The organism is Pseudomonas sp. IT-93MI4, from assembly GCF_949767635.1.
In the GTDB taxonomy this organism is placed as follows: Bacteria; Pseudomonadota; Gammaproteobacteria; order Pseudomonadales; family Pseudomonadaceae; genus Aquipseudomonas; species Aquipseudomonas putida_A.
Window position 1 is genome coordinate 393,362 of record NZ_CATKPP010000044.1, and the last position, 12,086, is coordinate 405,447.

Consider the following 12,086-nt stretch of genomic DNA (forward strand, 5'->3'; position numbering starts at 1 on the left):
TGACCGGGAGGTATCGACCTACAGCGCCGCGTCGATTTTCTTGGCTGCGTCGTCACTGACCCACGCGTGCCAGACCTCAGGATGTTCCTTGAGGAAGATTTTCGCCAGTTTTGGCGACTCGATACGTTCCTTCGCCATGCGGCCCAGGTTCTGGTTCAGCAGGTCGATCGGCAGGTTGACCTTTTCCAGCACGGCCACCAGTTCTGGCGCCTGCTCGTGGAAGGTTTTCGACAGGCCGACCTTGATGCTCACGCTCTTGTCGACGCCCGGCTTTTCTTCCAGCTTGACCGCGTCGATCTGGCCCATCAGCGGGGTTGGCGACCAGTAATAAAACAGGATCGGCTCGCCACGCTTGTAGCTCGACAGCACCGCCGCATCCAGGGCCGGGCCGGTGCCCGGGCGGAAGTTGGTGTAGGTGTTTTCCAGGCCGTAGCTCTTGAGCATTTCGCTGTTGTCCAGCTCGCAGGTCCAGCCCGCCGGGCAGTTGTAGAAACGGCCCTTGGACGGCTCTTCGGCGTCTTTGAAAACAGCCGCGTACTTGCCCAGGTCGGCGATGTTTTTCAGCTCCGGGGCTTTTGCCTCGATCTTGCGTTTGGCGTCGCCTTCGATCACGTAGCGCGGCACGTACCAGCCTTCGATAGCGCCGACGATCGGGGCGCCGACACCGACGACCTTGCCGGCCTTCTCGGCCTTGTTCCAGACTTCGCTGCGGCCGACCCATTCTTCGGCGAACACTTGAATGTCGTTGCTGCTCAGGGCGTTCTCCATGGTGATGGAGTTGCCCGGCAGGCTGTCGGTCTTGCAGTCGTAACCTTTCTCCAGCACCACTTGCAGCACGTCGGTCAGCAGCATGCCGCTTTCCCAGTTCAGACCGGCGAATTTCACCGGTTTACCGGACTCGCACCAACCGGCTGCCTGAGTGGCACCGGCACTGGCCAGCAGGCCCATGGACAACAGTGTGGTGAGCAGGGTCTTGTTCGATTTCATTGTTGCGACGCTCCTAATCATGAATTGGCTTACGGCAGTCAAGAGGCATCCAGCCCTGTCCACGTCCAATCAGGCCTGCGCCGCAGCGCGCCCGGCCCCACTTTTTTCAGGTGGTACAACGCTGTTCTGCTCGACCGGCAGAATCAGTTGATCAGGCACCGAGCCGTGCCATTTTTTTGCGCACACGTAATAGAGGGCAGCAGGCAGCACCAGACCGATGATCCAGGAGATATCCACGTCACCGAGGGCGGCCACCAGCGGGCCGGTGTAGAACTTGGTGGAGATGAACGGCAGTTGCACCAGCACGCCGAACACATAGACGCTGATCCCGAGCAGATTCCAGCGGCCATAGCGACCGTTCGGATCGGCCAGCGCCGGCACGTCATAGCGCTCGCGGGTGATGCAGTAGTAGTCGACCAGGTTGATCGCGCTCCATGGCGTGAAGAACGCCAGCAGGAACAGGATGAACGACTTGAACGCACCGAGGAACGAGTGCTGACCGAGCAAGGCGATCAGGGTGGCGGCGCCGACGATCACCAGCACGAACACCAGCCGTTGCAGGCGCGAGACCGTCAGGTGTCCACGGAAGCCGCTGATGATGGTGGCGATGCACATGAAGCTGCCGTAGGAGTTCAGCGTCGAAATGGTCACCTTGCCGAAGGCGATGCTGAAGTACAGCAGCGCGGCGGTGGCACCGGTGCCGCCCAGTCCGACGATGTAGGCCACTTCGTGACCGGCAAACTGGCCGTTGGCCGAAGCTGCCGCGAACACGCCGAGGACCATCGCCACCTGCGCGCCGATGACCGAACCGGCGCCAGCGGCAAAGAAGGTTTTCACCGAGGAAACCTTGCTCGGCAGGTAACGCGAATAGTCAGCCACATAAGGGCCGAACGCGATCTGCCAGGACGCCGCGAGCGACACCGCCAGCAGGAAGCTGCTCCAACTGAAGTGACGGATCTGCAACAGTGCGCCCACATCCACCTGACTCAGCAGACGGCTGAACAGATACACGAAGGCAATCACGCCGATGACACTGGCAACCCGGCCGATCCAGTGGATCACCCGATAACCGAGCACCGTGACCACTACGATGACACTGGCGAACAGCAGGATGCCAACCGTGTCGCTGACGCCAAACAACTGGCCCAGCGCCTGGCCGGAAAGCACCGTACCGGTGGCGGTGAAACCCAGGTACATCAGGCACACCAGCACGATCGGGATCGCCGCGCCGTACACGCCGAATTGCACGCGGCTGGAAATCATCTGCGGCAGGCCCAGTTTCGGCCCTTGCGCCGCATGCAGCGCCATCACGCCACCGCCCAGCAGTTGACCGATCAACAGACCGATCAACGACCAGAACACATCACCGCCCAGCACCACGGCCAGGGCCCCGGTGACAATCGCAGTGATTTGCAGATTCGCACCCATCCACAGAGTGAACTGGCTCAACAGACGACCGTGTCTTTCCGCTTCCGGGATGTAGTCGATCGAACGCCTTTCGATCAACGGTTTGTTGCCTGCACGATCGGGAGTTACAGCCATGATTCAACCTCTGTGGATTGTTTTAATTGTTCTCTCGAGCCTACTCGAACCCTTGTGGGAGCTGTGTTACTTGCCGCCGGTAATCATCGGCAGGTTCAGCCCCTGCTCCTTGGCGCAGTCGATAGCGATCTGGTAACCGGCATCGGCGTGACGCATGACACCGGTCGCCGGGTCGTTGTGCAGCACGCGCGCAATACGCTCGGCCGCTTCGTCAGTACCGTCGCAGACAATCACCATGCCCGAGTGCTGCGAGAAGCCCATGCCCACGCCACCGCCGTGGTGCAAGGAAACCCAGGTCGCGCCGCTCGCGGTGTTCAACAGGGCGTTTAGCAGTGGCCAGTCGGACACGGCGTCGGAACCGTCCTGCATCGATTCGGTTTCGCGGTTCGGGCTGGCAACGGAGCCGGAATCGAGGTGGTCGCGACCGATCACGATCGGTGCCGACAGCTCGCCGCTGCGCACCATTTCGTTGAACGCCAGACCGAGCTTGGCGCGCAGGCCCAGACCGACCCAGCAGATACGTGCCGGCAGACCCTGGAAGCTGATGCGCTCACGGGCCATGTCCAGCCAGTTGTGCAGGTGCGCGTCGTCCGGGATCAGCTCTTTGACTTTGGCGTCGGTTTTGTAGATGTCCTGCGGATCACCCGACAGCGCCGCCCAGCGGAACGGACCGATGCCACGGCAGAACAGTGGGCGGATGTAGGCCGGTACAAAGCCCGGGAAGTCGAACGCGTTTTCCACGCTTTCTTCTTGCGCCATCTGACGGATGTTGTTGCCGTAGTCGAAGGTCGGAATGCCTTGTTTCTGGAAGTCCAGCATCGCTTTGACGTGGACGGCCATCGACTGCTTGGCGGCCTTGATCACAGCGGCCGGCTCGGTCTTGGCGCGGGCGCGGTATTCGTCCCAGGTCCATCCAGCCGGCAGATAGCCATTGAGCGGGTCGTGGGCGCTGGTCTGGTCGGTGACCATGTCCGGGCGCACGCCACGCTTGACCAGTTCCGGCAGAATTTCTGCCGCGTTGCCCAGCAGGGCGATGGAGATCGCCTTGCCTTCGGCGGTGTATTTGGCGATGCGCGCCAGGGCGTCATCGAGATCTTTGGCCTGCTCGTCGACGTAGCGGCTTTTCAAGCGGAAATCGATGCTCACCTGCTGGCATTCGATATTCAGCGAGCAGGCACCGGCCAGGGTGGCCGCCAGTGGCTGAGCACCGCCCATGCCGCCCAGACCCGCGGTCAGGACCCACTTGCCTTTGAGGTTGTCGTTGTAGTGCTGACGACCGGCTTCGACGAAGGTTTCGTAGGTGCCCTGAACAATGCCCTGGCTGCCGATGTAGATCCAGCTGCCGGCGGTCATCTGGCCGTACATGGCCAGGCCCTTGGCGTCGAGTTCGTTGAAGTGTTCCCAGCTCGCCCAGTGCGGCACCAGGTTGGAGTTGGCGATCAATACGCGCGGGGCGTTGCTGTGGGTCTTGAACACGCCGACCGGTTTGCCCGACTGCACCAGCAGGGTTTCATCGTCGTTCAGATTGGTCAGGCTCTCGACGATCTTGTCGTAGCACTCCCAGTTACGCGCGGCACGACCGATGCCACCGTAGACCACCAGCTCTTTCGGATTCTCGGCCACTTCTGGATCGAGGTTGTTCATCAGCATCCGCAGCGGCGCTTCGGTCAGCCAGCTCTTGGCGGTCAGCTTGTTGCCGCGCGATGCACGGATTTCGACGTCACGTCTCTTTGTATAAACGGCAGTTGTAGGCTTATTGTCAGTCACGAAAAAGACTCCTCAGCGATCAATTCAAACCAACCCTGGCAGTGGGCAAGCAGCCTGCGCGCCTCAATGCGCGACAAGCGAATCAGTGGACGCTGCGGACTTATACGCATACGTCTTTACTTGTACATACAAGCATATGCAATCAAGCGGCCAACTTGCTGGAGGGGCGCTCAAGAAAAATTGCGGACAGGGCTGCAGAGCGCCTGAGACAAGGGTTACGGCGTGGATGAAAATTTTTGCGGGGAGGAATTGAGGATTTGGCGGATCGTTACGAACCCGTGGTTTTGCGCCACGCTGGGGCGTTCGGTAACAAGTTGGTGCGTGGGTTGGGAACACCCCAAAAGCAAAAGATCGCAGCCTTCGGCAGCTCCTACAGGGTGGACATCAATTCCAGTGTAGGAGCTGCCGAAGGCTGCGATCTTTTAAGTTTTTAATCAGCGCGCAGTCAGCTCGATCACGCAGCACGCGGCGTTTACCGCGACTTCAAGCAGGCCGGTGTTACCGTCCAGCTGCAGGCAATCATGCCGACCCAGTTGCGCAGTGCTGTCACCGACCTGCACTTGCAGTAACTCACTGACACTGAACACCAGCACCGTCGTCGCCGAGCTGAAAAACCGCTGCTCGCCTTCCAGCCACTGCAACCGCGCGCTGTACCGCTGCGGCGCGTAGATCAGGTTGAAGTCGCGGATCGCGCCACCGAGCAAAGTGCAGGACACTTGGCTTTCGCCGCTGAAGGCAAACGGGTCCAGCGGTAACAGCGGCCGCGTGTCATCACCATCGACGCACAGGGTCATGCCATCGCCCTGCAGTACCGTGATCACCCGCTGGTAACCGGCAAAGGTCGAGAAACCACCGGACTCGGCAATGTCGGCAATCGACAGGCGCCAGCCGAAACCATCGAGGCCGGCACCCGCATCACGGGTAATCTCTTCGGTGCTGCCGCCGCCGTTTTTCCACGGCATGCGCGGGTAGCCTTCAGCGCGTAAAACCTTTACCTGACTCATTTATGAAAGCGTCCTTCCAGACGATGACGGGAACCTGGGTGAATCAAACGCGCGGCGGTCACCGGCTGACGCCCCGACCACGTGCGGCGACGGATCAGCAGGCAAGGCTCGCCTTTTTCGATCTGCAGCAACTTGCACTCGGACGGCTCGGCGAGGATCGCCTCGACGACGTGCTCGCCTTCGGTCAACGGCGCGACCTGGTTGAGATAGGCGTAAGGGGTCTGCAGGGTGAAGTCCTGCTTGAGGTATTCCGGGGCGACCAGCGCGTTGACGAAGCGGTCTTCGATTTGCACAGGAATGTCGTTTTCGTAATGCACGATCAACGAGTGGAAGACCTTCTGCCCTTCGCGCATGTCCAGCGCCAGCGCGCGCTCGGAACCGGCGGCCTCTTCTTCGAGGGTGATCACCTGGCAGGTGTGGCGATGGCCACGGGAGGCGATCTCGTCGGCGATGTTGTGCACTTCGAACAGCGCGGACTGGCTCTTCGGTTCGGCGACAAACGTACCGACACCTTGCATGCGCACCAACAGGCCGTCGGCGGTCATTTCGCGCAGCGCGCGGTTGATGGTCATGCGGCTGAAACCGAGCTGGCTGACCAGTTCGCTTTCCGACGGTACGCGGTAATGCGGTGGCCAGTTACCGCTGTCGATCTGCTGGGTGATCATCTGTTTGACGCGGGCGTACAAGGGCGCCGGACTGTCGCCCAGGTTCGCGGCCAACGGAGAGACTGGAGGCGGAGTCGGCACGGTTGATCCCTGTTCATTGGATGAAGGTTGCTAGCTTGCCGGAGTTTACCGGGCAGGCAAACGTCTGTATATGTATATACAAATAACACACGATGGGGTGCTGAACCATGTCCGCTTTCTTTGCCGAACGCGCGCTGCTGCCTAACGGATGGGCCAATAATGTACGTCTTGAGGTCAATGCCGATGGCGTGTTGACCCAAATCCTGGCCGATTCCACCGCAGACGGCGCCGAACGGCTGAGCGGTCCGCTGCTGCCGGGCATGCCCAATTTGCACTCCCACGCCTTCCAGCGCGCGATGGCCGGGCTGGCCGAAGTGGCCGGTAATCCCAACGACAGTTTCTGGACCTGGCGTGACCTGATGTATCGCCTCGTCGGAAAAATCAGCCCGGAGCAGCTCGGTGTGATCGCCCGTCAGCTGTACATCGAAATGCTCAAGGCCGGTTACACCTCAGTTGCTGAATTCCACTATGTACACCACGACAACAACGGTCAGCCGTACGCCGATCCGGCCGAGTTGGCACTGCGCATCAGTCAGGCAGCGAGCGAAAGCGGTATCGGTCTGACTCTGTTGCCGGTGCTGTACAGCCATTCCGGATTCGGCGGCCAAACGCCCAATGATGGGCAGCGCCGCTTCATCAACAGCACCGAAAATTATCTGAATCTGCAATCGCGCTTGCAGCCATTACTGGCTCAGCAAAAAGCGCAGTCGCTGGGTCTGTGCTTCCACTCGTTGCGCGCGGTCACCCCGCAGCAGATCAGCGAAGTGCTGGCCGCCAGCGACAAGCAGTGCCCGGTGCACATTCACATCGCCGAACAGCAGAAGGAAGTCGATGACTGCCTGAGCTGGAGCGGTCGCCGTCCGCTGCAATGGCTCTACGAAAACACCGAGGTCGATCAGCGCTGGTGCCTGGTTCACGCGACCCACGCCAACCCGGAAGAAGTCACGCTGATGGCCAAGAGTCGCGCCATCGCCGGCCTGTGCCTGACCACCGAAGCGAATCTGGGCGACGGGATTTTCCCGGCGGTGGATTTCCTCGCTCAGGGTGGGCGCATGGGCATCGGTTCCGACAGCCATGTGTCGCTCAGCGTGGTCGAGGAATTGCGCTGGCTGGAATACGGCCAGCGTCTGCGCGATCAGCGGCGTAACCGTTTGTATGGCGCGGATCAACCGATGGTCGGGCGCACGTTGTATGACGCGGCGCTGGACGGCGGCGCCCAGGCTTTGGGACAGCCGATTGGTGCGCTGCAAGTCGGCAAACGTGCGGACTGGATCGTGCTCGATGGCAATGATCCGTATCTGGCCACCGCCAGCGGTGACGGGATTTTGAATCGCTGGCTGTTCGCTGGGGGCGATCGCCAGGTGCGCGACGTGCTGGTCAATGGCCAATGGGTGGTGCGCGATGGACGGCACGCGGGCGAAGAGGAAAGCGCTCGGGCATTCATCCAGGTCCTGCGCGAATTGCTGAGCTGACACATAACAAAATGTAGGAGTGAGCCTGCTCGCGATGACTGTGTGTCAGTCACATATTTATGTCTGACACACAGTCATCGCGAGCAGGCTCACTCCTACATTGATTTTGTGGTTGCCTTTAGTTCGAAGTCTTGGCCATCTGCCGATCCGACGCCCGCCAGATCAGTCGCGTGGTGTCGTAACCCTGCTGCCGCGCCCTGCTCAGCAACTCCTCACGCACCACACCATTGACCGTTGGCGTGCGCGACAGCAACCACATGTACTTGCGACTCGGGTCGCCGACGATGGCGGTCTTGTAGTCGTCGCTGACGTACAACACCCAGTATTCGCCTTTCGCCACACCCGGAATCAAGCGCGAGAACCAGGTATCGAACTCGACCCACAACTTATCGGTCTTGCCGGGTACCTGTGGATAAGCCTTGCCTTTGGCTTCTTCCCACTGCCAGTCGGAGGTCAGGCAGCGATTGAGCACATCGACATTGCCGTCGGGTCTGAGCGAGTAGTGGGCTTCGGACTGCGCGCAGTTGCGCTGGAAGTACATCGGCAGGCGCGCCAGTTCATACCAGGTGCCCTGATAACGCTTGAGATTGACACTGTGAGCCGTCTTGGGCGCCAGCGGATCTTCACCGTGGGTGGCGCAGCCGGCCAGTACCAGGCCGGCAAAAAGGACGAACAATAACCGCTTCATTATTTTTCTCCCGTGGGCGCATAGCCCCGGTTTACTTCAGGCCTTGGCCGGAAAACATCAGCACTTTGTCACCGGCGTACTGCACGCTGATAAAGCTGTTTTTATCGCCCCAGGTGCAACTGGACATGCCGAGCGCACCCGAACAGTCGGTGGGTTTGCCGAGCAGCGTCTCAACCTCGGCCTTGGCCATGCCGGCCGAAAGCTTGGAATAGTTTTCCTGATTGACCTTGCTGCACGCGGCCAACAGCACGCAAAAAGTCAGAAGGGCGATAGATCGCAGCGACATGAAGTAACTCCTGGAGCGGAAGGGGGATGGCATGGTGCCAACCAGAAGCTTAGAAGAGAAAACCCTCATCTGGTTCCCTTCAGAAAGGGCTATTTATCGCTCCGCTCGTCTGGCATTTACCGGTAAATCAGACACTTTGTGCGGCTATTGAGCATTTCGTCGCATTTCATCAAAGACGCCTAATCTTTGGCGCGCGGCGGTCGAAATAAGAGCAGCGCAAAGCCCCCGAGTGTGGCAAATTGCCGCCCTTTCTCGACCAGCCCCTTCGCGGTAGTTCATTCGATGACCAGAAACATGAAATTCAGCCACAAGATCTTGTTGGCTGCCGCCCTCGTGGTGGCCGTTGCGTTCGCCTGTTTCATTTTGTTCAACGACTATCGACAACGCGAAGCCCTGAACAGCAGTACCGAAGCCTCGATGCAGGAACTGGGCAGCCTGACCACTAGCAACATCCAGACCTGGCTGGAAAGCCGCATCCAGTTGCTGCAATCGCTGTCGCAGCAGGTCGCCGCCGACGGCAGCGCCCCGGCCAGCCTCAAGCGCATCATCGACCTGCCCGCCTACACCGGCAATTTCCAGCTCAGCTACTTCGGCGGCGCTGACGGTGTGATGTTCTCGGTACCCGCCGGCAATCGCGCGCCGGACTACGACCCGCGCGCCCGAGGCTGGTACAAGGCAGCCAACAGCGCCCAACAGACCATCGTCACCGAACCCTACATCGCCGCCTCGTCGGGCAAACTGGTGATCACCGTCGCCACCCCGGTGCAGCGTCAGGGTCAGATGATCGGTGTGGCCGGCGCGGACATCGACCTGACCAGCGTCAGCGCGATCATCAACTCGCTCAACTTTGGTGGCCACGGCCATGCGTTCATCGTCAGCGCCGATGGCAAGATTCTGATTCACCCGGACAGCAAACTGGTTCTGAAAACCCTCGCCGAGGCCTATCCGAACGGTGCGCCGAAAGTCAGCCCGGGCCTGAAAGAAGTCGAATTCGACGGCAAGACTCAACTGATCTCCTTCACCCGCGTTAACGGCGTGCCATCGGCCGACTGGTACGTGGCGCTGGTGCTGGACAAAGACACCGCGTTCTCGATGCTCAGCGAATTCCGCACCTCGGCGCTGATCGCCATGGTGATCGCGGTGGTGATCATCATCGCCCTGCTCGGCATGCTGATCCGAGTGCTGATGCAGCCACTGCTGACCATGGGTCGCGCCATGCATGACATCGCCGAAGGCGAAGGCGACCTGACCAAGCGCTTGGTGATCCACGGCCACGACGAGTTCGGCGCGCTGGGCCTGTCGTTCAACCGCTTCGTCGAGCGTATTCACACCTCGATCCGCGAAGTGTCCTCGGCCACCGGCCAGGTCAACGAAGTCGCCCTGCGCGTGGTTGCCGCATCGAACTCGTCGATGTACAACTCCGACCAGCAGGCCAGCCGCACCAACAGCGTGGCCGCGGCGATCAACCAGCTCGGTGCCGCCGCTCAGGAAATCGCTCAGAACGCCGCCCTTGCTTCGCAGCACTCCAGCGATGCGCGCAGCCTGGCGGTCGACGGCCAGCAGGTTGTGGATAAAACCATCCACGCGATGCAGCAGTTGTCGGCAAAAATCAGCGACTCCTGCGGCAACATCGAAACCCTCAACAGCAACACGGTGAACATCGGGCAGATTCTGGAAGTGATCACCAGCATCTCGCAGCAGACCAACCTGCTGGCGCTAAACGCTGCCATCGAAGCGGCCCGCGCCGGTGAGGCTGGCCGTGGTTTCGCCGTGGTCGCTGACGAGGTGCGCAACCTCGCCCACCGCACCCAGGATTCGGCGCAGCAAGTGCAGAAGATGATCGAAGAACTGCAAGTCGGCGCGCGTCAGGCCGTGAGCATCATGACCGAGAGCCAGCGCGAGAGCGAAAGCAGCGTCGGCATCGCCAACCAGGCCGGCGAACGTCTGGGCAGCGTGACCCAGCGCATCGGCGAGATCGACGGGATGAACCAGTCGGTGGCTACCGCGACCGAAGAGCAGACCGCCGTGGTCGAGTCGATCAACGTCGACATCAACGAGATCAACACGCTGAACCAGGAAGGTGTCGAGAACCTGCAGGCAACCTTGCGCGCTTGTTCGGATCTGGAGCAGCAGGCGGCGCGGTTGAAGCAGCTGGTAGGCAGCTTCAGGATCTAAGGCGCGGCCACTGGCGTCTTCGCGAGCAAGCCCGCTCCCACAGGTTTTTGTGAACGACACAGATCCCCTTTGGGAGGCAGCCTGCTGGCGATGACGGCGTTAGCGACGATTGAATTTTGAGTTGAAATACGCTGGTCAGCTCGCAATGACGCTGGACTGAATTAAGACTAAACTCAGTCCTGTTCAATTTGGCGAGACTCAACCATGAAGCTTTCATCGCAAATCAAACCGATCAGTTACCTCAAAAGTCATACAGCGGAGATCGTCAAGTCGATCACTGAAAGCCGTGAGCCATTGGTCATCACCCAAAATGGTGAAGCCAAGCTTGTAGTTATGGACGTGAAAAGCTTTGAGGAGCAGGAAGACACAATGGCTTTGCTGAAGCTATTGGCAATGGGCAATCGGGAGATTGAGGAAGGCAAGTATCGAGACGCTGAGGATGTTTTCGCGGATTTGGACAGGGCCGACCATCAATGAGTTTAAAGGTCGTTATTCTTCAGTCCGCACAGACAGATCTCAAAGAACTCCGTACCTACCTTATCAAACAGTTCTCGAGTCAGACGTGGCAGAGTACCTACGCTGATCTCAAGACCGCCATTCTTGGTCTCGCAGACCTTCCTTATTCCGGTTCAATCCCCGAGGAAATCGAGAAGCTCAATCTTGGTCAATACCGACAAATCATTTCCGGGATGAACCGAGTCATTTATGAAGTCAGAGAAAAAAATGTCTTCGTTCATATCATTGTCGACTCAAGAAAAAGCCTGCCTTCACTTTTGATGAAGAGACTGTTGAACGGCAATCCTTGAACTCAACAAATCAGAACCGCGACCCAGGCTGACTGAGAAACGCCAACTCCTCCGCCGTAGACTCCCGCCCCAACACCGCATTGCGATGCGGAAACCGTCCAAACCGTGCAATCACTTTACGATGCCGCTCGGCATAGTCCAGATTGTCGGCAAACACCGCCCGCTCGCTTTCCGGCTGTTCAGCCAGCAGATCGATAAAGCGCGACACGGCTTCGTTCTGCACCGCGAGGTTTTCGCAGTGTTCGAACACCAGATAAATGAATACGCGCTGGATCGGCTTCAGTTGCCGGTCGAAGTCCGCCGCAATGCCCTGCGCGACAAGTTTCTGCGCACGCAGATCACCCGAGAATGCTTTGGGCGTGTCGCGAAAAATCATGCGGGGCAGTTGATCGAGCAGCAGCACCACCGCCAGCCAACCTTCGGGACGTTGCGTCCACTCGGTCAACTCACCAGCGAGGGCCTGATCGACAAAGACCCCGAAACGCTCACGCGCTTCGAGGTCCTGGCGGTCTTTCTTGCCGAACCACAACGTGCCCTTGTCAGCCGATATCTCGCGCGGTGATTCGGCGTGTCCAAACCACCAGTCGAGCAGCGGCTGCCAGGGCGCGGTCAT

General features: G+C 59.7%; 12 protein-coding genes and 1 pseudogene. 5 read left to right on the forward strand and 8 right to left on the reverse strand.

All coding sequences use genetic code 11. The features are described from left to right. Window positions 1–18: 18 nt before the first annotated feature. The 5 genes from ACM6I7_RS18585 to hutC form a co-directional block, all read right to left on the reverse strand. On the reverse strand, window positions 19–987 hold the full coding sequence (locus ACM6I7_RS18585) for an ABC transporter substrate-binding protein (protein WP_027611283.1): 969 nt from the start codon (window positions 985–987) through the stop codon (window positions 19–21). A 69-nt stretch (window positions 988–1,056) separates the two neighbouring features. Continuing rightward, window positions 1,057–2,529: a purine-cytosine permease family protein gene (locus ACM6I7_RS18590; RefSeq protein WP_027611282.1), complete on the reverse strand. Its 1,473-nt coding sequence runs from the start codon at window positions 2,527–2,529 to the stop codon at window positions 1,057–1,059. Window positions 2,530–2,595: 66 nt separating this feature from the next. Continuing rightward, complete coding sequence (gene hutU / locus ACM6I7_RS18595; RefSeq protein WP_414889008.1) at window positions 2,596–4,296, reverse strand: urocanate hydratase; 1,701 nt, start codon at window positions 4,294–4,296, stop codon at window positions 2,596–2,598. 434 nt (window positions 4,297–4,730) lie between these two features. Further along, window positions 4,731–5,300, reverse strand: a complete 570-nt coding sequence (locus ACM6I7_RS18600) for a HutD family protein (protein WP_414889009.1) — start codon at window positions 5,298–5,300, stop codon at window positions 4,731–4,733. Then, window positions 5,297–5,965 (reverse strand): histidine utilization repressor, encoded by a 669-nt coding sequence (gene hutC / locus ACM6I7_RS18605; protein WP_230679353.1) that lies wholly within the window; start codon window positions 5,963–5,965, stop codon window positions 5,297–5,299. The genes ACM6I7_RS18600 and hutC overlap by 4 nt, the downstream gene beginning before the upstream one ends. Before the next feature lie 188 nt (window positions 5,966–6,153). Between hutC and ACM6I7_RS18610 the strand changes: the two genes are divergently transcribed. Further along, on the forward strand, window positions 6,154–7,518 hold the full coding sequence (locus ACM6I7_RS18610; RefSeq protein WP_414889010.1) for a formimidoylglutamate deiminase: 1,365 nt from the start codon (window positions 6,154–6,156) through the stop codon (window positions 7,516–7,518). 118 nt (window positions 7,519–7,636) lie between these two features. Here ACM6I7_RS18610 and ACM6I7_RS18615 read toward each other — a convergent pair whose 3' ends face one another. Together ACM6I7_RS18615 and ACM6I7_RS18620 are read right to left on the reverse strand one after the other, a co-directional pair. Further along, a complete protein-coding gene (locus tag ACM6I7_RS18615) occupies window positions 7,637–8,206 on the reverse strand; it encodes a lipocalin family protein (RefSeq protein ID WP_414889011.1) in 570 nt (189 codons plus the stop codon). Window positions 8,207–8,237: 31 nt separating this feature from the next. After that, window positions 8,238–8,492, reverse strand: a complete 255-nt coding sequence (locus ACM6I7_RS18620; protein ID WP_003220802.1) for a hypothetical protein — start codon at window positions 8,490–8,492, stop codon at window positions 8,238–8,240. A 294-nt stretch (window positions 8,493–8,786) separates the two neighbouring features. On the opposite strand from ACM6I7_RS18620, the pseudogene ACM6I7_RS18625 reads away from it, so the two are divergent. The 4 genes and pseudogenes from ACM6I7_RS18625 to ACM6I7_RS18640 all read left to right on the forward strand — a co-directional run. Beyond that, window positions 8,787–9,809, forward strand: a pseudogene (locus ACM6I7_RS18625) (cache domain-containing sensor histidine kinase); the annotation flags it as partial. A 93-nt stretch (window positions 9,810–9,902) separates the two neighbouring features. After that, entirely contained in the window at window positions 9,903–10,667 is a 765-nt protein-coding gene (locus ACM6I7_RS18630; RefSeq protein WP_371260421.1) for a methyl-accepting chemotaxis protein, read from the forward strand. 204 nt (window positions 10,668–10,871) lie between these two features. Next, on the forward strand, window positions 10,872–11,144 hold the full coding sequence (locus ACM6I7_RS18635; RefSeq protein ID WP_047290864.1) for a type II toxin-antitoxin system Phd/YefM family antitoxin: 273 nt from the start codon (window positions 10,872–10,874) through the stop codon (window positions 11,142–11,144). Continuing rightward, window positions 11,141–11,473, forward strand: a complete 333-nt coding sequence (locus ACM6I7_RS18640; protein ID WP_103368319.1) for a type II toxin-antitoxin system RelE/ParE family toxin — start codon at window positions 11,141–11,143, stop codon at window positions 11,471–11,473. Before ACM6I7_RS18635 ends, ACM6I7_RS18640 begins: the two co-directional genes overlap by 4 nt. Window positions 11,474–11,483: 10 nt before the next feature. On the opposite strand, the gene ACM6I7_RS18645 is transcribed toward ACM6I7_RS18640, so the two are convergent. Further along, on the reverse strand, window positions 11,484–12,086 hold the full coding sequence (locus tag ACM6I7_RS18645) for a DUF924 family protein (protein ID WP_027611273.1): 603 nt from the start codon (window positions 12,084–12,086) through the stop codon (window positions 11,484–11,486).

Excerpts from the sequence above, each read along its gene's own strand:
- ACM6I7_RS18585 (WP_027611283.1), bottom strand. The coding sequence starts at position 987 with ATGAAATCGAACAAGACCCTGCTCACCACACTGTTGTCCATGGGCCTG.
- ACM6I7_RS18590 (WP_027611282.1), bottom strand. The coding sequence starts at position 2,529 with ATGGCTGTAACTCCCGATCGTGCAGGCAACAAACCGTTGATCGAAAGG.
- ACM6I7_RS18600 (WP_414889009.1), bottom strand. The coding sequence starts at position 5,300 with ATGAGTCAGGTAAAGGTTTTACGCGCTGAAGGCTACCCGCGCATGCCG.
- hutC (WP_230679353.1), bottom strand. The coding sequence starts at position 5,965 with ATGATCACCCAGCAGATCGACAGCGGTAACTGGCCACCGCATTACCGC.
- ACM6I7_RS18610 (WP_414889010.1), top strand. The coding sequence starts at position 6,154 with ATGTCCGCTTTCTTTGCCGAACGCGCGCTGCTGCCTAACGGATGGGCC.
- ACM6I7_RS18615 (WP_414889011.1), bottom strand. The coding sequence starts at position 8,206 with ATGAAGCGGTTATTGTTCGTCCTTTTTGCCGGCCTGGTACTGGCCGGC.
- ACM6I7_RS18620 (WP_003220802.1), bottom strand. The coding sequence starts at position 8,492 with ATGTCGCTGCGATCTATCGCCCTTCTGACTTTTTGCGTGCTGTTGGCC.
- ACM6I7_RS18630 (WP_371260421.1), top strand. The coding sequence starts at position 9,903 with ATGTACAACTCCGACCAGCAGGCCAGCCGCACCAACAGCGTGGCCGCG.
- ACM6I7_RS18635 (WP_047290864.1), top strand. The coding sequence starts at position 10,872 with ATGAAGCTTTCATCGCAAATCAAACCGATCAGTTACCTCAAAAGTCAT.
- ACM6I7_RS18640 (WP_103368319.1), top strand. The coding sequence starts at position 11,141 with ATGAGTTTAAAGGTCGTTATTCTTCAGTCCGCACAGACAGATCTCAAA.
- ACM6I7_RS18645 (WP_027611273.1), bottom strand. The coding sequence starts at position 12,086 with ATGACCGCGCCCTGGCAGCCGCTGCTCGACTGGTGGTTTGGACACGCC.